General features: G+C 73.0%; 20 protein-coding genes, 1 pseudogene and 1 riboswitch. Of the genes and pseudogenes, 14 read left to right on the plus strand and 7 right to left on the minus strand.

Going from position 1 to position 20,272, the window contains the following annotated elements; translation table 11 throughout:
• Positions 1 to 64: 64 nt before the first annotated feature.
• Positions 65 to 661 carry a copper resistance protein CopC gene (locus tag ABZS37_RS24760; RefSeq protein ID WP_355172602.1) on the minus strand — a complete coding sequence of 199 codons (597 nt, stop codon included), beginning with the start codon at positions 659 to 661 and terminating at the stop codon, positions 65 to 67.
• 269 nt (positions 662 to 930) lie between these two features.
• Here ABZS37_RS24760 and ABZS37_RS24765 point away from each other — a divergent pair, with 269 nt between their 5' ends.
• The gene (locus ABZS37_RS24765; protein ID WP_355172604.1) at positions 931 to 1,614 is read left to right on the plus strand and encodes a hypothetical protein; all 684 of its coding nucleotides are present in this window, start codon (positions 931 to 933) and stop codon (positions 1,612 to 1,614) included.
• Between the two features lie 77 nt (positions 1,615 to 1,691).
• Here the strand turns inward: ABZS37_RS24765 and ABZS37_RS24770 are convergent, their stop codons facing one another.
• Positions 1,692 to 2,021, minus strand: coding sequence for a hypothetical protein (locus tag ABZS37_RS24770; RefSeq protein ID WP_355172606.1), 330 nt, complete (start codon positions 2,019 to 2,021; stop codon positions 1,692 to 1,694).
• Between the two features lie 214 nt (positions 2,022 to 2,235).
• On the minus strand, positions 2,236 to 2,778 hold the full coding sequence (gene pyrE, locus ABZS37_RS24775) for an orotate phosphoribosyltransferase (protein WP_355172608.1): 543 nt from the start codon (positions 2,776 to 2,778) through the stop codon (positions 2,236 to 2,238).
• Positions 2,779 to 2,898: 120 nt separating this feature from the next.
• On the opposite strand from pyrE, the gene ABZS37_RS24780 reads away from it, so the two are divergent.
• The 7 genes and pseudogenes from ABZS37_RS24780 (at position 2,899) to fabF (ending at position 9,656) form a co-directional block, all read left to right on the plus strand.
• Entirely contained in the window at positions 2,899 to 4,104 is a 1,206-nt protein-coding gene (locus tag ABZS37_RS24780; protein WP_355172610.1) for a histidine kinase, read from the plus strand.
• Positions 4,101 to 4,793, plus strand: a complete 693-nt coding sequence (locus ABZS37_RS24785) for a response regulator transcription factor (protein WP_355172612.1) — start codon at positions 4,101 to 4,103, stop codon at positions 4,791 to 4,793. The genes ABZS37_RS24780 and ABZS37_RS24785 overlap by 4 nt, the downstream gene beginning before the upstream one ends.
• A gap of 24 nt (positions 4,794 to 4,817) precedes the next feature.
• Positions 4,818 to 6,155, plus strand: a complete 1,338-nt coding sequence (locus ABZS37_RS24790; RefSeq protein WP_355172614.1) for a helix-turn-helix domain-containing protein — start codon at positions 4,818 to 4,820, stop codon at positions 6,153 to 6,155.
• Positions 6,156 to 6,233: 78 nt separating this feature from the next.
• Positions 6,234 to 7,142, plus strand: a pseudogene (locus ABZS37_RS24795) (ACP S-malonyltransferase); the annotation flags it as partial.
• A gap of 14 nt (positions 7,143 to 7,156) precedes the next feature.
• Positions 7,157 to 8,101, plus strand: a complete 945-nt coding sequence (locus tag ABZS37_RS24800) for a beta-ketoacyl-ACP synthase III (RefSeq protein ID WP_355172616.1) — start codon at positions 7,157 to 7,159, stop codon at positions 8,099 to 8,101.
• Positions 8,102 to 8,187: 86 nt separating this feature from the next.
• Positions 8,188 to 8,427 (plus strand): acyl carrier protein, encoded by a 240-nt coding sequence (locus ABZS37_RS24805; RefSeq protein ID WP_354996837.1) that lies wholly within the window; start codon positions 8,188 to 8,190, stop codon positions 8,425 to 8,427.
• Between the two features lie 2 nt (positions 8,428 to 8,429).
• Positions 8,430 to 9,656: a beta-ketoacyl-ACP synthase II gene (gene fabF, locus ABZS37_RS24810; RefSeq protein WP_355172618.1), complete on the plus strand. Its 1,227-nt coding sequence runs from the start codon at positions 8,430 to 8,432 to the stop codon at positions 9,654 to 9,656.
• 67 nt (positions 9,657 to 9,723) lie between these two features.
• On the opposite strand, the gene ABZS37_RS24815 is transcribed toward fabF, so the two are convergent.
• The 3 genes from ABZS37_RS24815 to ABZS37_RS24825 all read right to left on the minus strand — a co-directional run bounded on the left by ABZS37_RS24815 (position 9,724) and on the right by ABZS37_RS24825 (position 12,346).
• Positions 9,724 to 9,942, minus strand: a complete 219-nt coding sequence (locus ABZS37_RS24815) for a hypothetical protein (protein ID WP_355172620.1) — start codon at positions 9,940 to 9,942, stop codon at positions 9,724 to 9,726.
• Positions 9,943 to 10,018: 76 nt separating this feature from the next.
• Complete coding sequence (locus ABZS37_RS24820) at positions 10,019 to 11,749, minus strand: glycoside hydrolase family 3 protein (protein ID WP_355172622.1); 1,731 nt, start codon at positions 11,747 to 11,749, stop codon at positions 10,019 to 10,021.
• Positions 11,750 to 11,854: 105 nt separating this feature from the next.
• Positions 11,855 to 12,346 carry a DUF3145 domain-containing protein gene (locus ABZS37_RS24825; RefSeq protein WP_354996833.1) on the minus strand — a complete coding sequence of 164 codons (492 nt, stop codon included), beginning with the start codon at positions 12,344 to 12,346 and terminating at the stop codon, positions 11,855 to 11,857.
• 308 nt (positions 12,347 to 12,654) lie between these two features.
• Here ABZS37_RS24825 and ABZS37_RS24830 point away from each other — a divergent pair, with 308 nt between their 5' ends.
• Positions 12,655 to 12,984, plus strand: coding sequence for a hypothetical protein (locus ABZS37_RS24830; RefSeq protein WP_099856326.1), 330 nt, complete (start codon positions 12,655 to 12,657; stop codon positions 12,982 to 12,984).
• Between the two features lie 71 nt (positions 12,985 to 13,055).
• On the opposite strand, the gene ABZS37_RS24835 is transcribed toward ABZS37_RS24830, so the two are convergent.
• Entirely contained in the window at positions 13,056 to 13,679 is a 624-nt protein-coding gene (locus tag ABZS37_RS24835; RefSeq protein WP_355172624.1) for a carbonic anhydrase, read from the minus strand.
• A gap of 170 nt (positions 13,680 to 13,849) precedes the next feature.
• On the opposite strand from ABZS37_RS24835, the gene ABZS37_RS24840 reads away from it, so the two are divergent.
• The 5 genes from ABZS37_RS24840 (at position 13,850) to ABZS37_RS24860 (ending at position 20,026) form a co-directional block, all read left to right on the plus strand.
• Positions 13,850 to 14,797, plus strand: coding sequence for an alpha/beta hydrolase (locus tag ABZS37_RS24840; protein ID WP_355172626.1), 948 nt, complete (start codon positions 13,850 to 13,852; stop codon positions 14,795 to 14,797).
• A 107-nt stretch (positions 14,798 to 14,904) separates the two neighbouring features.
• Positions 14,905 to 17,022: an AAA family ATPase gene (locus ABZS37_RS24845; RefSeq protein WP_355172628.1), complete on the plus strand. Its 2,118-nt coding sequence runs from the start codon at positions 14,905 to 14,907 to the stop codon at positions 17,020 to 17,022.
• A gap of 106 nt (positions 17,023 to 17,128) precedes the next feature.
• Positions 17,129 to 18,046, plus strand: a complete 918-nt coding sequence (locus ABZS37_RS24850) for a cation diffusion facilitator family transporter (RefSeq protein ID WP_355172630.1) — start codon at positions 17,129 to 17,131, stop codon at positions 18,044 to 18,046.
• Positions 18,047 to 18,190: 144 nt separating this feature from the next.
• A riboswitch (cyclic di-AMP (ydaO/yuaA leader) is annotated at positions 18,191 to 18,321 on the plus strand.
• Between the two features lie 56 nt (positions 18,322 to 18,377).
• Positions 18,378 to 19,394, plus strand: coding sequence for a hypothetical protein (locus tag ABZS37_RS24855; protein ID WP_355172642.1), 1,017 nt, complete (start codon positions 18,378 to 18,380; stop codon positions 19,392 to 19,394).
• A gap of 122 nt (positions 19,395 to 19,516) precedes the next feature.
• Positions 19,517 to 20,026, plus strand: coding sequence for a hypothetical protein (locus ABZS37_RS24860; protein ID WP_355172632.1), 510 nt, complete (start codon positions 19,517 to 19,519; stop codon positions 20,024 to 20,026).
• The last annotated feature ends 246 nt before the right edge of the window (positions 20,027 to 20,272 follow it).

Here is a 20,272-nt window from a genome sequence, read left to right on the forward strand (position 1 = left end):
CGGGCCGACGCCGCCCCGCTCGACGACTGCGTGGCGGCGTCAGCCGGACGCCGCCATCCGCACCTCAGCCGCGGGTGGCCCGGCGGCGCAGCAGGAGCCCGCTCACCAGGGCCGCGAGCAGCACCAGGGCGCCAAGTGCCCAGAGCCACCAGCGGTGACCGGAGTCGGCGCGCTCCTGCGCCAGCGGCACGACCGCCGTCGGGCTGGTGCCCTCCGCGACGGGTGACGCCGAGGCCGGCCCCGCCGACCGGGAGCCAGCCGCAGCACCCGGCGTCGCGGTGGTGCCCGACGGCAGGGCGGACGGGCTCGCGGACGGGTCGGCGGCCGTGCCGGTGGTGAGGGTGAACCGCACCTCGCCCTTCACCGGGTGCCCGTCGGAGGACGCGAGCTGGTAGGCGACGATGTAGAGCCCTGCCGCGGCCGGCTTGAACGGCACACGCACGCGGCTGCCCTCGAAGACCGGTGGGCCGCCGGCGACCACATTGTCCGGTCCCGATATTGTGATCTTCGTCGTAGCCGGCGCCGGCTTGGCCAGGAACCGCAGCTCGATCCGGGCGGGAGCCTTCGCCACCCGGGCGCCGTCGCGCGGATCGCTGCCGGTCAGTGAGTTGTGCGCGGCGGCCGGCGTCGCAGGCGCCAAAAACGACACACCGAACGCCACGCCGAGCACCACTGGCACAACCCGCGCCGTACGTGTAACCCTGCCCCCCATGAACCCCTCCGTAAGGGTACGATCCGCCCGCTGATCAAACCGCTCCTCATTAGTCGAGCAGAGATCGCAGATAGTTCCAATTACTGTTCCACAAGCTGCAACTCATCGACGTTCTGCGGAGTCTGTAAGAGTGGACCGACCGTCAGGTCGATGCCGCACGGGTGGACCGGTCCAGACGTCACAACGAAGCCATCCATCGAACGGGGCGAGGAGGCGGGATGGTCCGACAGATGAGGCGGTTGGCCACCGTGTTGGCGGGCACCCTGGCGACGGCGCTACTGTCGCTCGGCACCGCCGGCCCGGCATCGGCGGCGCCGAAGCCGGCACCCTCCGGAGTCGACATCACCGGCGTGGGTCTGACCGCGCCGCTGCGGTTGCGCGCGGACACGCAGCCTGCCCAGGTGGGCGCGATCATCGACCAGGTCAACTTCCTCACTGGCACCGGCATGCCGAAAGGCCCGAAGCCGGCCGACCTCGGTCCGAAGTACACGGTCGTGGTGCTCGCCGGGGAGACGCCGAAGCAGACGTACGACCTCTATCCCAAGGCGGCCGGCGGCCCGCGGATCTTCCGGCCTGCGAAGCAGCCCGATGCCCGCAAGACCAGCGCCGCGTGGTTCCTGGGTCGACTCAGCATGTCGGAGACCCTGCGCGCCGCCGGTGCGCCGCTGGAGCGGCAGTTCGACACGGTCAGCGGCGGCGTGGGCGGCGGCGAGCGGGTGCTCCCGGAGGACACGCTCGACCCCGCGAAGGACCTCGACGAGGCCCTCGGCGACTTGCAGCACCTGCTGCTGCTCAACGTCGGGGTGATGCTGACCATCACGGTCGGCCTCGCCGGGATCGCCCTGCTGATTCGCCGTCGCACCGCTGACCCGTCGCACCCGCTGACCCGTCGCACCCGCTGACCTGCGCCGCGTCGGCCACGGGCATCAGCCGCGCCGGCCAGGCAGCCCGCACGGACGGCTCTACCGGGCGGCGGTGGTCAGCACCAACGGCGCGGTGGGCGCTCCCGGCGGGTGGCCCGTGGACGCGGCCGGACCGGGCCGTGCCGATGCGCCCCGGCCCAGCCGGGAAGTGCGCTGAGGCAACCAGCCGGGTCGTCCGAGTCGGGCTCGGCGAGGGCTGAGGGCTCTGCGGAGCGCTGGCGCGGGAGCGTGGTCTCGTCGTCGGCCCGGCCGACGAGCGGCTCCACCGGGTGCGATGACGCTCCGCCGACCGGCCGGCGGTGCTTGCCGGCCGCCTGCGGGTCGTGGTGCCCCGGCCGGCAGGGCTCGCCCTGGGCGCAGCCGTGCTCGGCCTCCCCGTGCGCCATCCCCGGTCTCCTCACGCTCGCCTCACCCGCCGGTCCCCCCCGGACGTGCCCTGTCACCGTACTGGCCGGGACCGACGGGCCGCGCGCAGCGTACCTGGGGGCGGGACCGGCCAGTTCCCGAAGACGACGGTGAGCGCGGGATCCAGTTGCGCAGTTAACAGCTTCTTTTCGCGCCGTTCACCCCGAGGGTCGCGGCCGGGGCGGAGACCGGCGGTCAGCGGGTGCGGTGAGCCTCCAGGTCGGCCCGGCTGAAGAGCGCCCGCAGCGCCACGCCGTGACCGGCGAGCGCCTCGGTTCCGCCCTCGGCGCGGTCGATGACGCAGAGGGCGTGCTCCACCCGGGCACCCAGTTCGCGTAGCTGGCCGGTGGAGATGACCACCTGGCCGCCGGAGGTGACCACGTCCTCGACCACCAGCACCCGCCGCCCGGCCAACTCTGCCCCCTCGGCCAGCCGGGCCGTCCCGTACGGCTTGGCGGTCTTGCGCACGAAGGCGCAGGGCAGCCCGGTGTGCCGGCCCAGCGCGGTCACCACCGGGATCCCGCCCATCTCGAGCCCGGCCAGCACCTCGGTGTCCGTCGGCACCAGGGGCGCCAGCTGGGCGGCCACCCGGTCCAGCAGGCGGGGATCCGCCTCGAAGCGGTACTTGTCGAAGTACTCGTCGGCGGTCCGGCCGGAGCGGAGCACGAACGTGCCGGTCAGCCGGCAGGTGGTGTCGATCTCGCGGGCGAGCGTGGCCATGGTCTCGGTGGGAGTCATGATGATCATTCTTGCCGGTTCGGCGGGCGGTCGGCGTACCCCTTTCGGCGCATGCCGGGTCCGGCGGGGTCCTCCCGGGGGCGGAGTCCGACGGTCGACGGCTGTGGTGGGATCGGGGGCATGCGACCGCCACCGTGGCTCGGCTCCGGCACCCGCGGCCGGGACCTCGCGCTGGCCGGCGCGTCGCTGGCCGGCGGCCTGGTGCTGTACGCCCTCGGTTGGCAACCGCAGATCCGTCCACACCCGGACGTGCCGCAGGCCCTGTTCCTGCCGCCACTGCTGACGATGTGCGTGGCCGTGGGCCTGCGCCGCGTCGCCCCGCGCACCAGCCTGGCCGTCGGCACCGTGGCGCTGGTCGTGGACACCGCGCTCGGCGGCTCCCTGGGAACGATCCTGATCTACACACAGGTGCTCTACGACGCCTGCGTGTACGGCCCGCCCCGGCTGTGGCCGTGGCTGCTGCGGGTGACCATCGGGTTGAGCCTGGTCGGCGCGGTGGTCGGCGTGCTCGTCTTCGACCAGTGGCGCGGGGTCGCCGTCGGGGTGCCGGTGGTGCTCGCCGGGCTGGTGCCGGTCCTGACCGGGATCAGCGTGCGGCAGTACCGCGACCAGGCCGCCGCCGAGCGGGACCGGGCTGAGCAGACCGCCCGGCTGGTCGAGCTGGACCGCCGGCAGGCGGTCAGCGCCGAACGCGCCCGGATGGCCCGGGAGCTGCACGACGTGGTCGCCAACCACCTCAGCGCGGTCGCCATCCACGCCACGGCCGTGCTGTCCGTACCCGGGCTCGATCGCGGCCAGGTCGAGTCGGCGTTGCGGGTGATCCGGGAAAGCAGCGTGCAGGGCCTGGCGGAGATGCGTCAGATGATCGAAGTGCTGCGCGAGCCGGGGACCAGCGGCCGGTCGGCCCCGGAGGGTGACGGTCCGGCGCTGCCAGAGGCGGTCATCGCGCGGCTCGCCGAGGCGGACGGGTTGGTCGAGCGGCTCCGGGCCGCCGGCCTCGCGGTGCGGCTCCGCACCGATGGCACGCCGGGCCCGCTGCCGGTGGGGGTGGACCTCGCCGCGTACCGGATCGTGCAGGAGTCGCTGACCAACGCGCTCAAGCACGGCACGGGTGAGGCAAAGGTGACGATCGCGTACGGGCCGGCGGAGGTGGTGGTGACGGTGGAGAATCGCGTACGCCGGGGCGGGGCAGGGCTGCCGGGTGCCGGGGCGGGGCTGATCGGGATGCGGGAGCGGGCCACGCTGCTGGCCGGCCAGTTCACCGCCGGGCCGCGTGACGGCCGCTGGCGGGTCCGCGCCGTGCTGCCCACCGGGGAGGGCGGATGACCGGGCCGGTGCGCTCGCCGGGCGACGCGAGCGTACGAGTGGTGCTCGCGGACGACCAGCCCGCGGTACGGGCCGGTCTGGCCCTGATCCTGCGCGGCTCGCCGGGCCTCGAGGTGGTTGGCGAGGCGGCCGACGGCGACGAGGCGGTGCGGCTGTGTCGGGAGTTGCGCCCGGACGTGGCGGTGCTGGACGTACGGATGCCCCACCGGGACGGGATCTCCGCGACCCGGGCGATCGTCACCGAAGGGCTCGCCGACGTGCTGGTGCTCACCACCTTCGACCTCGACGAGTACGTCTTCGGCGCGTTGCGTGCCGGCGCGGCCGGGTTCCTGCTGAAGGACACCGACGCCGATGGCCTGGTGACCGCCGTGCGGACGGTGGCGCGCGGCGACGGGTTCATCGCCCCCGCGGTGACCCGCCGGTTGATCACCGCCTTCGCGGCCACCGCGCCGGGCGCGTCGGCGGACACCCGGGCCGCGCTGGGCACACTCACCCCGCGCGAGCGTGACGTGCTGGCCTGCCTCGGCCTGGGCCTGTCCAATCAGCAGATCGCCGACCGGCTGGTGCTGGCGGAGAGCACCACCAAGACCCACGTGAGCCGGATCCTGGCGAAGCTGCACCTGCGCAGCCGGGTGCAGGCCGCGATCCTGGCCCAGGAGCTGGGCCTGCCCACTCCCCCGCAACCGTGAGACGGGTCGGCGGGCTCGCCGACGGTGGCGGACGGCCCGGCCCCGCTGACCGGTGCCGGCGTGGATGAGCTGCTCACGACGTGTCAGGCTAGGGCGGTGAGTACGCCGGGCGGTGGAGAGCTGGCGGCCACGCTGCGCCGGATCGAACGTTCGGCGGGAGCGTTGGCCACCTCCAGCGTGGCCCGGATGGACGAGACGCTGCCGTGGTTCCGGGCGCTGCCGGCCGACCAGCGCTCCTGGGTGATGCTGGTGGCCCAGGCGGGCGCCCGGTCGCTGGTGCAGTGGCTGCGCGACGGGGGCGGCACGGCGGACAGCACCCAGGAGGTTTCCGACGAGGTCTTCGCCGCCGCCCCCATCGCGCTGGCCCGGTCGATCACCCTTCAGCAGACCGTGGCGTTGATCAAGGTGACCATCGACGTGGTCGAGGAGCAGGTGTCGCACCTGGCCGTCGAGGGCGAGGAGCAGAAACTGCGCGAAGCGGTGCTGCGCTTCTCCCGGGAGATCGCGTTCGCCGCCGCCCGGGTGTACGCACGGGCCGCCGAGTCACGCGGCGCGTGGGACGCCCGGTTGCAGGCCCTGCTGGTCGACGCGTTGTTGCGCGGTGACTCGCCGGACGTGCTGGCCAGTCGGGCCGCCGCGCTCGGCTGGGCGGACGCGCCGCCGGTGGCGGTGGCGGTCGGTCGGTCGCCCGGCGGGGAGGTCTCGGCGGTGCTGCACGTGGTCTACCGGCAGGCCCGCCGGATCGGCGTGGAGGTGATCGGCGGGGTCCACGGTGACCGGTTGGTGATCGTGCTGGGTGGCGCGGCGGACCCGCTGACCGCCACCGCCAAGCTGCTGAGCGCGTTCGGGGACGGCCCGGTGGTGGTCGGCCCGGCCGTGCCCAGCCTGGATGAGGCGACCGAGTCGGCGCGGGCCGCGCTGTCCGGTTTCCGGGCGGCGCCGGCATGGCCCAGCGCCCCCCGCCCGGTGCCGGCCGCGGACCTGTTGCCGGAGCGGGCCCTCGCTGGCGACGCGGAGGCCCGTCGGCGGCTGCGGCACGACGTGTACGCGACCCTGGTACGCGCCGGTGGCGAACTGCTGGCGACCCTGGACGCGTTCCTGGCCGCCGGCGGCACGCTGGAGAGCGCCGCCCGTGCGCTGTTCGTACACCCGAACACCGTGCGTTACCGGCTGCGGCGGATCGCCGAGGTCACCGGCTTCTCGCCGCTGGTTCCCCGGGACGCGTTCGCCCTTCAGGTCGCGCTGACCGTGGGCCGGTTGGATCCGGTTGCCCCGCTGACCTCACCTGTCCCGACTCAGACAATGACCCCGGCCACCCGGAAAACCACCCAAACCGAGGACGATCCCCGCCGATCTTTGTAGGAAACCTCCAAAGGTTCTAGTGTGGTTTGGTCGGAGGCGGCACCGCTTTACCCACGCGTATCCGGGAGAGTCATAGGCGTGCTCGCCGTACTTAGTCCCGGCCAGGGTTCTCAGAAACCCGGCTTCCTGACTCCCTGGCTCGACCTGACCGGCACTGAGGCGCGCCTGCGCGAGTGGTCGGCGCTGGCCGGGGTCGACCTGATGCATCTGGGCACCGCCGCCGACGCCGACGAGATCAAGGACACCGCCCGCACCCAGCCGTTGCTGGTCGCCGCGGCGCTGCTCGCGGTCGAGCACCTGCCGCTGGACGGCGTCGCGCTCACCGCAGGCCACAGCGTCGGCGAGTTGGGTGCCGCCGCCGTGGCCGGTGTGCTGTCGGCCGAAGCCGCGATCACCCTCGCCGGCGTACGAGGCCGGGAGATGGCCGCCGCGTGCGCGCTGGAGCCGACCGGAATGGCCGCCGTGCTCGGCGGCGACCCCGACGACGTGCTCGCCGCGATCGAGGCGCACGGGTTGTACCCGGCCAACCGCAACGGCGCCGGGCAGATCGTCGCCGCCGGCGCGCTGGAGGGGCTCGACAAGCTCGCCGCCGAGCCACCCGCCAGGGCCCGGATCATCCGACTCCAGGTGGCCGGCGCGTTCCACACCCCGTACATGGCCCCGGCCGAGACCGCGCTCGCCGCCGTCGCCGCCGGCATCACCTCCGCCGACCCGGCCCGGATCCTGCTGTCGAACCTCGACGGCACCGCGGTCGACAACGGTCCGGACATGGTGCAGCGCCTCGTCCGGCAGGTCACCGCGCCGGTGCGCTGGGACCTGTGCATGCGTACGCTGGCCGGCCTCGGGGTCACCGGCGTGATCGAGCTACCACCGGCCGGCACCCTCGCCGGGCTGGTCAAACGGGACCTCAAGGGCGACGGCGCCCCGGAGATCGTCACCCTGAACACCCCGGACGACCTGCCGGCCGCACGGGACCTGATCGCCCGCATCGGAGGTCTCTCATGACTGGCAGTCGCATCGTCTCGATGGGGCACTACCAGCCGTCCCGGGTGGTGACCAACGACGAGATCGCCCAGCTCGTCGACACCAACGACGAGTGGATCCGCGACCGCGTCGGCATCGTCACCCGGCGGATCGCCGACAGCGAGACGGTGGCCGACATGGCCGCCGCCGCCGCCGGCAAGGCGCTGGCCAACTCCGGCCTGACCGCCGCCGACATCGACCTGGTCGTGGTCGCCACCTGCTCCTCCATCGACCGCAGCCCGAACGTGGCCTGCCGGGTCGCCGCCAAGCTGGGCATCGCCGCGCCGGGCGCGTTCGACGTCAACACCGCCTGCTCGGGCTTCGCCTACGCGCTGAGCATCGTCGACCACGCCATCCGGGCCGGCTCGTCGCGCAACGCGATCGTCATCGGGGCGGAGAAGCTCTCCGACTTCACCGACTGGACCGACCGCTCCACCTGCATCATCTTCGCGGACGGCGCCGGCGCCGCGGTGGTCACCGCCACCGCCGACGACGAGCCGGCCGGGATCGGCCCGGTGGTCTGGGGTTCGGCACCGGAAAAGAGCGACGCGGTCCGCATCGAGGGCTGGCGCCCGTACATCCAGCAGGAGGGGCAGTCGGTGTTCCGCTGGGCCACCACCGCGCTGGCGCCGCTCGCACTGCAGGCCTGTGAGCGGGCCGGGGTCGACCCGTCGGAGCTGGCCGCGTTCGTGCCGCACCAGGCCAACGCCCGGATCATCGACGGCATCGTCAAGCGGCTCAACATCCCCAACGCGATCATCGCGAAGGACATCGTCGAGTCCGGCAACACCTCCGCAGCGAGCGTGCCGCTGGCCCTGTCCAAGCTGGTCGAGCGCCGGGAGGTGCCCTCGGGCGCACCGGTGCTGCTGTTCGGCTTCGGCGGTGGCCTGACCTACGCCGGTCAGGTCGTCCGCTGCCCCTGATGACCCCCTCGGGCGCGTACGCGTCGAGGAGTGGCGGTCGGCGACGCCGTCCGCCGGACAACCCCCGATGAAAGGAACCAACCGCAATGACCCGTGACGAGATCACCACCGGCCTCGCCGAGATCCTCGAAGAGGTTGCCGGGGTGAACCCGGACGACGTGGCCGAGGGGAAGTCCTTCACCGACGACCTCGATGTCGACTCGCTCTCCATGGTGGAGGTCGTGGTGGCTGCCGAGGAGAAGTTCGGCGTCAAGATCCCGGACAACGAGGTGCAGAACCTCAAGACCGTCGGTGATGCTGTCAGCTACATCTCGGCGCAGTCCTGATCATGAGTCGTCCTGACGTCGTCGTCACCGGGCTCGGCGCGACGACCCCGCTTGGCGGGGACGTCGCGTCGACCTGGGACGCCATGCTCGCCGGCCGCTCCGGGGTGAGTGCCCTCACCCAGGAGTGGGCCGAGCAACTGCCGGTCCGGATCGCCGCCCAGTTGGCCGTGGAGCCATCCGAGGTGCTGGACCGGATCCGACTGCGCCGACTGGACCGTTCCGAGGCGATCGCGATCATCGCGGCGCAGCAGGCCTGGGCGGACGCCGGCCTCGCCGGCTCCGACCTCGACGGGGAGCGGCTGGCCGTCAGCGTCGGCTCCGGCATCGGCGGTGCCACCACCCTGCTCGCCCAGGACGACATCCTGGAGGCGTCCGGGCCGCGGCGGGTCTCCCCGCACACCATCCCGATGCTGATGCCGAACGGTCCGGCCGCCTGGGTCGGGCTGGAGCTGGGCGCCAAGGCCGGCGTGCACGCGGTGGCCAGCGCCTGCGCCACCGGCGCCGAGGCGATCGCACTGGGCCTGGACATCATCCGTTCCGGCCGCGCCGACGTGGTGGTGGCCGGCGGCACCGAGGCGGTCATCCACCCGCTGCCGATCGCCGGGTTCAGCTCGATGCGGGCCATGTCGACCCGCAACGACGACCCGGAGCGGGCTTCCCGCCCATGGGACAAGGGCCGGGACGGCTTTGTTCTCGGCGAGGGCGCCGGCGTCATCGTGCTGGAGCGGGCCGACCACGCCGCCGCCCGGGGCGCCCGGGTGTACGCCCGTCTCGCCGGCGCCGGCATCACCTCCGACGCGTACGACATCGTGCAGCCGCACGCCGAGGGCGAGGGCGCCATCCGTGCCATCGCGAAGGCGATCGCGGACGCGGACGTGGCCAAGCGCGACATCGTGCACGTCAACGCGCACGCCACCTCGACCCCGGTCGGGGACATGCTGGAGATCAGCGCGCTGCACAAGGCGCTCGGCGACCACCCGGTGCTCGCCGCGACGAAGTCGATGACCGGTCACCTGCTCGGTGCCGCCGGCGCGCTGGAGTCGATCGCCACCATCCTGGCCATCCGTGACGGTGTCGTCCCTCCGACGATCAACCTCGACGACCCGGAGCCCGGCCTCACCCTGGAGGTCGCCGCCCACAAGGCGCGCCACATGGAGATCCCCGCCGCGTTGAACAACGCGTTCGGCTTCGGCGGCCACAACGTGGCGCTGGTCTTCACGCGGCCCTGAGATCCCGCTCCAGAAGTCAGGAAGCCCCTTCTCATCGCCTGGCGATGAGAAGGGGCCTTTCCTTCGTTCAGGCACGGTTGCGGGGGTGCCGCTTCGCGGTGCGCTCGTTGCCGTGGCGGTAGTTGCCGGTCCAGCGGGCCATCACCAACTGCGGGTCGTCGTCGACCTCGGCGAGGAACTCCGCTGCCCGGGCACCGCGCAGCGTGCCGGCCACCCGCCCGTGGTGGGTGATCACCACCGTGCCGTCCGCGCGCTGGTCGTACCGAAAGCCCTGTGGCGCTGCCATGGCACCGAGGCTGCCAGGCCGGTGCCAACCGTGGCGAGGGGTTTTCCGCGCGCGGGTCCGGAACGGTCGGAGTGGGTCAGGTGCCGCAGGTGGTGGCGGGCAGGCCGGTAACGGCCACCGGGGACCGGCCGCCCGGTCGGGCCTTGCCGGCCAGCACGGCAGCCAGTGCGGTCATCGACGCCCGGGTGGACGAGTACGTGGCCAGCAGCGTCGGTGACGCCGCGTCAGCCAGCACGTACGGGGTGTCCATGGCAACCGTGACCGCCGCGTCGGCGCGCAGGTCGCTGGCGCCGTCGCCGAAGCCCACCAGGTGCACGATCGTGCCGCCGCTGGGCTTGACCGGCACCCCGGCGGCGGTCAGAGCGGCGGTGAGCGCGGTCCTGGTGCCGTCCCGACCGGCGGAGGAGGTGACGGTGACCGGCCCGCGTACGGCGCCACCGCAGGTGCCCCGCAGCACGGTGACGGCGGCGGCGGCCAGCGCGTCGGCTGCCGCACGGTGAGCCGGGGTGTTGAGCGTGGACATCTGCGCCGCCGGCAGCTCCGCGAGCCGGAACTTCATGGTCAGCACCCGGGTGACCGCCTCGACCAGCCGGGCCCGGGGCAGTGACCCGCCGCGCAACGCGGCGAGCAGCCCGTCGTACGCCTGGCCGACGTTCGGAGTCATCAGGATCAGGTCGTTACCGGCGTTCAGCGCTCGGACCGCCGCCTCTCCGGGAGCCCAGCGCTTCGCGGGTGGCATGTTCATCCCGTCGGTGATCACCACACCCTTGAAGCCGAGTTGGCCGCGCAGCACGTCGGTGAGCAGCTTGTGCGAGAAGGTCGCCGGGGTCCCCGGGTCGATCGCGCGCGCGTCCAGATGGCCGGACATCACCGCCATCGCCCCGGCGTCGATCCCGGCGGTGAACGGGGGCCACGCGCCGCTCTGCAACGCCTCGGCGGACTGGGTGAGCAACGGCAGGTCCTGGTGCGAGTCGTCGGCGCTGTGGCCGTGCCCCGGGAAGTGCTTCAGGGTGGCCGCTACCCCGACCGCCTGTAGGCCGCGTACGGCACCGCCGACCTGGGCCCCGGCCTTCTGCGGGTCGGCGCCGTACGACCGGGAGCCGATCACGGTGCTGCGGGTGGCCAGCACGTCGGCCACCGGGGCGAAGTCGACGTTGATCCCCATGGCGGCCAGCTCGGTGCCGGCGGCACGCCAGGCGGCCTCGGTGAGCTTCGGGTCGCCGGCCGCTCCCGCCGCGAGGGCGCTGGGCAGCACGGTGACCCCGTCGGTCACCCGGGTCACGACGCCGTACTCCTGGTCGGTGCCGATCAGGAGTGGCGCGGGGCTGGCGGCGAGCCGACCGGCGGCGACACGCAGCCCGGCGGTGAGCTCGTGCACCTGCTTCGGATTGTCGACGTTGGTGGTCTCCTGGTTGCCCTTGGTCGGATCGTCGGCGCTGAATCCGACCAGGATCAGGCCACCCAGCCGGTACTTTGTGATCATGTCGGCGGGTGTGTCGACCCCGGCCAGCGCCTGGTTACCGGCCGCCGAGCCGGCGGAGACCTTCGTCGCCGAGTCGCCGTAGGCGTATGGCATCAGCACCTGGCCGACCAGATCTTCGTCGGACAGCGTGGCGACCAGCGCGGCGGCACGGGCGGCGGGGTCACCGGCCGGCGGCGCGGCGGGGGTGCTGGTGCTGGGGCCGGCGGAGGTGATGGCCGGGTCGGGCGTCGGGGCGGGGCGGTCCGGGGCACCCGAGCAGCCGGAGAGGAGCAGAGCGGTCAGGGCGGCGGCAGCGACACTGGCGCGCCACGGGCGATTCGACACGCCACCTATCCCACCAGTTCCCCCTTATCAGGGCAACTTGACCTTACCGCCCGCACGCCCCCAGCTACAGCGTGCTGGCTGGTGGCCGACTCGCACGCCGCCGGGTCAGCCGACCCGCGTGAGCAAGGTCACCGGGGCGCCGTCGCCGGCGTACCGGTAGGGCTCCAGGTCCGCGTCCCACGCGGTGCCGAGCGCCTTGTCCAGGGCGTGCGCCAACGCCTCCGGGGCCCGGGAAGCGACCATCAGGGCCCGCAGCCGGTCCTCGCCGAGTTGGATGTCGCCGGCCACGCCGACGGTGGCCCGGAACAGACCACGGGCCGGCACGTACATGAAGCGCTCACCGTCGGCGCCGGGACTCGGCTCCTCGGTGACCTCGAAACGGATCATGGGCCACTGCCGTAGGGCAGCAGCCAGATCGGCGCCCGTTCCCGGACGACCGGTCCACCCGCACTCGGCCCGGCGTGCGCCGGGGTCGACGGGTTGTGCCGTCCACTGCAGGTTGACCGGCGCGGCTAGGACGCGCGCGATCGCCCACTCGACGTGCGAGCACACGGCGAGTGGGGTCGAGTGGACGTATACGACGCCACGCGTTGGCACGGTGACCTCCCGGAGAGCGAGGTGCGTCTTCCCCTACGACCTCGTCCACCCAGGTGGTTACTGCAACACATGATTACTCCTGTGGCGGGTGGTGCGCCAGGGAATCGGAAAAAACGCCGGGTGGAATAGCCGGACGGGTGGTCGCCGTTACCTCTCAGGACACCGCGACGACCAGCATGATGTCGTGGTCCTGTACAGTTCCACCGGCGGCTTCTGCCGCGTTAGACCTTCGCGGGCCGAGTTCAGTGGGGCCCGCACACAGCCCCCGGACGTCCAGTCCTCCCGTACGTCTTGCAAGGAGTACCTCCGTGGCGAGCAACACCTCAAAGACCGCGCGCGCGTCCGTCCGGGCCGGCCAGGCTGGCCAGGGTGGCGCCCTCAGCGTGCTGGGCGAGTTCAAGTACCTCATCCCGCTCAACGGCGGCAAGCACGCCTACGTGCGGAACCTGACCAACGGCAAGACCGCGCACCTGCGCACGGACTCCGACGCCTTCGTCGAGGAGATCCGCGTGCTGGCCGCCGCCGGCCACGCCACCAAGATCCGGGCGGAGATCAACAACCTGGCTGCCACCCACCCGGGTGACGGCTGGGAGGCCACCGAGAAGCGCCTGGTCGCGGCCGGCGTCTTCGAGGGCTGAGCCCTCCCCCACCGCATCACCTGAACCGCCCGCCGGGAGATCCGGCGGGCGGTTTCGCGTTCCGGGACGGTTCAGCCCGGGTCGAGCAGAGCGACCTCGCCAGTGGCCAGGTCGTAGAGGCCGCCGACCACGGCGACCCGACCGGCGGCGACCGGTCCGGCCAGCAGGTCGTCCTCGCGCAGGGTGTGCACCGTGCGCCGGACGTGCCGGCGGATCGCCAGCGGATGCACCGCCGGATCGTCGATCCCCGCCTCGGTCACCGCCGGGGCGATCTCGTCCACCAGGTACGCGAGCGAGCCCCCGGGCCGCTGCCCGGTGCGCAGCGCGTCCACCGCGGCACCCACAGCGCCGCACCGCTCGTGGCCGAGGACCATGACCAGCGGTACGCCGAGCTGACCGACCACGTACTCGATCGAGCCGCACACCGCGCGATCGAGCACGTGCCCACCGGTACGGATCACGCAGATCGCGCCGAAGGTCTGGTCGAAGATCGCCTCCAGCGGCACCCGCGAGTCGATGCAGCCGAGCACCACGGCGTATGGCTGCTGGTCGCCGGAGGCGGCAGCGGCGGCCGTCACGTCGTGTCCATGCACCGGCTGGCCGCTGACGAACCGCCGGTTGCCGGCGAGCAGATCGGCCAGCGCGGCGCGCGGCGTGCCGCCGGCCTGCCGCCCCTGCCCCGACGTCCCGCCCATGGGCGATCCCGACGACACCATGCCGTTCAGCTTGGCCCGCCGTCGGAGACCACGGGCGGGGTCGGGAATGTTGGCCACGGCGCGATTGGCGCGGTGTCCTGGCGGGTAGCCGGTGTTACCGCCGGGTATCGGAGGTGCTGGTGGTGCCGGGCGGCCCTGGGGAGGTGGCGATGCCGGAGCGGTTCGAGGTCGGTCTGCCGGACGGCGTACGGCTCAACGTCGAGGCGACGGGGCCGACGGACGCCCAGGTCACCGCCATCCTGCTGCACGGCTGGACACTGGATGGACGCGCCTGGCACCGGCAGGTCGACGCGCTCACCGCCTCGTCGCTCGACGGGGCGGTGCGGGTGGTCACCTACGACGCGCGGGGGCACGGCCGGTCCAGCTGCATGGCGCTGCCCACGGCCACGCTGGCCCAGCTCGGCGACGACCTGGTCGCGGTGATCGACGCGGTGGCGCCGGCCGGGCCGGTGCTCCTGGTCGGGCACTCGCTGGGCGGCATGACGATCATGGAGTACGCCCACCGCCACCCCGCGCACTTCGCCGCCCGTACGGCCGGACTGGTCTTCGTCTCGACCACCGCCGAGGGGCACACGCACACCGCCTACGGGCTCTCGCCGCGGATCACCCGACTGATCCGGCTGGCCGAGACGACCGGTGCCGGCGTGCTGGCCCGGTGCGGCTCGTGGCGAGCGCCCCGGGCACTGCTGAACGCGCTGCAACCGAGCATCCGGTGGATACTCTTCGGCGACCGCTGCGAGCCGGCCGACATCCGCCTGGTGACCTCGGCGGTGGCTCGTGCCTCGCTGCGCTCGATCGGCGGGTTCCGCGCCTCCATCGGCACACAGCACCGGCTGGACACCCTCGCCGCGTTGGCCCACCTGCCGGCCGCCGCCCTGGTCGGCGACCGGGACCGGCTGACCCCACCGCCGTGCGCCGAGTCGATCGCCGCGGCCCTGCCGGCCACCGAGCTGACCGTCTGCCCGGGTGCCGGGCACATGCTCATGATGGAGCGCCCGGACGAGGTGAACGCCGCCCTGACCGGCGTCCTGCGTCGGGTGCTCGCCGAACAGCCGCCCCGCACACACGGCGCGACCCCCGCCACGACGGGTGTCTGACCCCGTTCCCGCACCTCGGGCGCGCCGGGCCGGGCCGGAGGCCGTACCCTTCTGCGTTGGCCCGCGCGGTTCCCGCCGCTTGCCGGCGATCTTCGAAGGAGCATGCGTTGACCGACCAGACCGGCCTGGAGCAGGAGATCGCCGCCGAGCAACGCCACCTCGACCGGGTGTACGCCCGACTGGCCGAACTGCGGCGCTCGGCGGTCCGCGCCGAGCGCGACGGCTACCGGATGGCCCGGGTGGGCACGTTCGGTGCGCTGGTCGAACGCGACGCGATGGTCTTCCACGCGGCGCAGCGGCGGCACACCCTGGACGCCGAGCACGAGGGGCTGGTCTTCGGTCGGATGGACCTGCGCGACCGTCAGGTGCTGCACGTCGGGCGACTCGGGATCCGGGACGAGGACGCCACCACGCTGGTCGTCGACTGGCGGGCTCCGGCCGCCGCCGCCTTCTACCAGGCCACCCCGGCGCAATCGCTGGATCTGGTGCGCCGCCGCACGATCCAGACCCGTGGCGAGCGGGTCACCCGGATCGAGGACGAGTTGCTGGACCCGACCGCCGCCCCGGAGGGGATGACGGTCGTCGGCGACGGCGCGTTGCTGGCCACCCTGTCCAAGGCCACCGGCCGGGGCATGCGGGACATCGTGGCGACCATCCAGCGGGAGCAGGACGAGGCGATCCGCTCGCCCGGCTCCGGAGTGACGATCGTCGCGGGCGGCCCGGGCACCGGCAAGACCGCGGTAGCTCTGCACCGGGCCGCGTTCCTGCTCTACTCCGACCGCAGCCGGTACGCGGGCGGCGGCATCCTGGTGGTCGGCCCGTCATCGGTCTTCGTCGAGTACATTGCCTCGGTTCTGCCGTCGCTCGGTGAGGACACGGCGACCCTGCACTCGCTGGGCACCCTCTTTCCGGGAATGACCGCCACCCGCACCGATCCGCCCGAGGTGGCCGCGGTGAAGGGGTCGCTGCGGATGCGGCAGGTGCTGGAACGGGCGGCCCGTGACGCGGTGCCCGGCGGCCCGGGTGAGCTGCGGCTGCTCTACCGGGGCACGCTGCTGCGGCTGGACCGGGCCGCGCTGGACCGGGTCCGGGACCGCGCGCTGCAACGGGGCGCCCGACGCAACGAGGTGCGCCGGGCCGGCTTCGACGGGGTGTTCGCCGCGCTCTGGGCCCAGGCCCGGGAGGTGGGCATCACTCGACTGCCGGAGCAGCGGGCCTTCGAGGCCGAGATCGCCGAGCGGCCGGAGTTTCGGGAGTTCCTCAAGGCGTGGTGGCCTCGGCTGCACCCTCGGCACGTGCTCGGCTGGTTGGCGCAGCCGGACCGGCTGCGCCGGTACGCCTCGGGAATCCTCTCCTCCGCGGAGATCCGGCTGCTCAACGCCGCGTACCGGAGTCTCGAATCGACCGGGCTGACCATCGCCGACGTGGCACTGCTGGACGAGTTGGACGCGCTGCTCGGCAAGCCGGCGCAGCCGGCCCGGGCCCGGCGCGACCCGTTCCAGCTCGCTGGCGGCGTACGCGAGCTGAGCACCCTCGGCGACCGGCAGCGGGCCGCGCGTGCGGCGGCTCGGGAGCGCCCGGCGGACTACCGGGACTACGCGCACGTGGTGGTGGACGAGGCCCAGGACGTCTCACCGATGCAGTGGCGGATGATCGGTCGACGTGGCCGCCTGGCCTCCTGGACGGTGGTGGGTGACCCCGCGCAGACCGCGTGGACCGGCCACCCCGACGAGCTGGACCGCGCCCGGGACCAGGCGCTGGGTCGGCGCAAGCGGCACGATTTCACGCTCACCACCAACTACCGCAACTCGGCGGAGATCTTCGCGGTGGCGGCGGCGGAGATCCGCCGGCTCTACCCTGACCTGCCGCTGCCGACCGCCGTCCGCTCCACCGGGGTCGATCCGGTCGAGCTGGTGGTGCCCGCGGCGGGGCTGGAGACGGCGATCGTGGAGGCGGCCACCGGCCTGCTGGCCGAGGTGGAGGGCACCGTCGGGGTGATCACGCCGGTCCCCCGCCGCGACGAGGTCGTCGGTTGGCTCGGCGCGCTCGACGCACCAAGGTTGCAGGTGGTGACCAGCCTTGAGGCCAAGGGCATGGAGTACGACGCGGTGGTGCTGGTCGCACCGAGCGAGATCCGGGCCGATCCGGGTGCCGGGGTGCGCACCCTGTACGTCGCGCTCTCCCGGGCCACTCAGCGGCTCACCACCATCGACCCGACCGGCTGATCCGTGCTGGTGGCTGCCGGCGAGAGCCGCCTGCCGTACACTTGCACACATAGCGATGTGAGCATACATTTGACCGGGTCCTGACTGGCAGCGGAGGGTGTATCTCGTGGGCGCAGGTCATGACCACCACCATGGATCGGTCGCCAATGCCGCACACCGGCACAGAGGCCGACTCTGGGCAGCGTTCGGCCTGCTCGCCACCCTGATGGTGGTGGAGGCGGTGGCCGCCCTGCACACCGGCTCACTCGCCCTGCTCTCCGACGCCGGGCACATGTTCACCGACGTGCTCGGCATCGGGATGGCGCTCGCCGCGATCACCGCAACCCGGCGCGCCACCGGCGACCCGCAACGCACCTTCGGGCTCTACCGACTCGAGGTGCTCGCCGCGCTCGCCAACGCCGTCCTGCTCTCCGGCGTCGCGGTCTACGTGGTGATCGAGGCGATCCGCCGCTTCGGCGACCCGCACGAGGTCATCGCCGGCCCGATGCTCGCGGTGGCCGTGCTCGGCCTGCTCGCGAACATCGTCGCCTTCGCCCTGCTCCGCGTCGGAGCCCGGGAGAGCATCAACCTCCAGGGCGCCTACCTGGAGGTGCTCGGCGACCTGCTCGGCTCGCTCGGCGTGATCGGCGCGGCACTGCTCATCACCGCCACCGACTGGTGGTGGGCCGACCCACTGGTCGCGGTCGCCATCGGCGTGTTCATCCTGCCGCGTACCTGGCGGCTGGCACGCGCCGCCGTCCGCATCCTGGTGCAGGCCGCCCCGGAACACCTCCAGGTGACCGCCGTGCACGACCGGTTGGCCGCGGTGCCCGGTGTCGTCGAGGTGCACGACCTGCACGTCTGGACGCTCACCTCAGGCATGGACGTGGCCTCCGCGCACCTGACCATGGCGCCCGGCGCGGAGGTCGGCGCGGTGCTCACCGCGGCGCGTACGGCCCTGCACGACGACTTTCGGATCGAGCACGCGACGTTGCAGATCGAGCCCAGCGCCGCCTCCGGGGCCTGCGGCCCGGTCGAGTGGTGACGGTAGCTTTCAAGAGCTTTGTTCGGCTTCGTCGGTATTCATCGTGACGACGTACGCACCGTCCGTCACATCGGCTGCACCTGCCCCAGCGGCACCGGTAGGCTCGGTCCCGGCCTCCACCAGGCGGCGCCCTCCCGGCGCCGGTGGTGGTCGCCGCCTAATCGCCCGAGTGGCGAACCGGGGAACCACGTTCCTGGGGTGCATCCGCGTCAGCGGTAGGGATCTTCCGTCCCGAACCCGTCAGCTAACCCGGTCGGCGGCTGACGGAAGGACATGCGCAGTGGCACCAGCACGACCACCCTCCGCCCGACTGGCGGCCCTGATCGTCGCGATGTTCGCCCTCGGCGTCGCGCTCCCGGCCGGCGCCGCCTCGGCCGCACCCCCGAGCGGCCTGCGGGCCGCCGCCGCACCCGACTCCGACGAAGAGGGCGGCACCCCGGCCCTGCGGGCCCAGCTCGACGCGGCCAGCAAGGGCTATCTGGACGCGAAGCGCGCCCTGGACACCTCCGTGCAGCGGCAGCAGCAGCTCGCCACCCAACTGAAGACCACCGAGGCCGAGCTCGACCAGCGCAGCGGCAAGGTTGGCGAGATCGCCGGCGTGGCGTACCGCACCGGCCGGCTCGGCGCGATGTCGGCGTTGCTCAACAGCAACACCCCGGAGGGCTTCATGGATCGGGCCGCCGCGCTGGAGGCGGTGGCCGCCAACGAGGACCGGGTGCTGCGCGACCTGCTTGCCACCAAGGACCAGGCCAACCGCACCCGGGTCGCCCTGGACGGCGAGATCATTGAACAGCGCAAGCAGGTCGCGGTGATGGCCAAGCGCAAGGAGCAGGCCGAACGGGCCCTGACCGTGGCCACCACGCCCAAGCCGCGGACCACCGCCGACACCGGCTCCAACCGGGGCACCTCCGCCGCCAACGCGACGGCCGCGCCGCGCAACTCCGACGGCTCCTGGCCGTCGGAGTCGTGCAGCGTCAACGACCCCACGCCGGCCAGCGGCTGCATCACCCCGCGCACCCTGCACGCGCTCAACCAGGCCAAGGCCGCTGGCTTCACCCGGTACGTCTCCTGCCACCGCCCCAGCGGCTCCGGTGAACACCCGAAGGGCCGGGCCTGCGACTTCGCCGCGCAGAAGGGTGGCTTCGGCGGCGACGCCACCGGCGGCGACAAGACCTACGGCAACAACCTGGCCGCGTACTTCATCCGCAACGCCGATCGGCTCGCCGTGCTGTACGTGATCTGGTACAGGCAGATCTGGCTGCCCAGCAGCGGGTGGAAGTCGTACAGCGGGGCGGGTGGCGACCCGTCCAGCGACCACACCAACCACGTGCACCTGTCGGTCTACTGACCCATCCGTGGTCGGTGCCTCTCACACATGGGGGGCACCGACCACGGCTACGTCACAGGGCGTACCCCTGATGTCGCCGGCCGTCGGACGACCCGGCCGGCGTCGGCGGGCAGCATCGCGGTATGCGACGGATCCCGCCCACCGCCCGCAAGGGGCTGCTCACCCTGCACCTGGTCACCTCGCTCGGCTGGCTCGGCGCCGACCTGGTGCTGCTCACCCTCGGCATCGCCGTGCAGCGTGGCGCCGACCCGGCCGTGATGTATCCGGTCGCGGCACTGGTCGGCACCGTGCTGTTCGCGCCGCTGAGCGTGCTGGTCTGGCTGATCGGCGTCACCAGCGCGCTGCTCACTCCGTGGGGCCTGCTGCGCTACCGCTGGGTGCTGGTCAAGCTGGTGCTCACCACGGTGATGGTGGGGCTGGTGCTCTTCCTGCTGACCCCGAATCTGCGGCACGCCGGTGCGGTGGGCGCCGCCCTGCCGGCGCGGGATCGCGCCGACCTGGTGATCGCACCCGCGGTGTCGACCAGCCTGATGATCATCGCGACGGTGCTGTCCACCTACAAGCCGTGGGGCCGGCGGCCCGGGGCGCGACCCATCCTCGTGCGTCGTGATCGCGCTGCAACCAGGATGTAGTGGCCTCCTGGCGCCCGGAGGCCACTACATCCACGATCGAGCACGATCATGACGCGGCGCGCGGGGCGCGGGCGCGGGGCGCGGGGCGCGGGCGCGGGGCGCGGGCGCGGGGCGCGGGCGCGGGGCGCGGGGTGCGCGGGCGGGTCAGGCGCCGACGCAACAGCTTTGCTACGTGGCTTTTCCACCCGTCGGCCACTGGCTGGTATCCGAAGAAAGCCCCGCAGGAGGCGCGACCGGTGCCGCTGC

Origin of the sequence: Micromonospora sp. NPDC005413 (genome assembly GCF_040606435.1) — a bacterium.
Lineage (GTDB): Bacteria > Actinomycetota > Actinomycetes > Mycobacteriales > Micromonosporaceae > Micromonospora.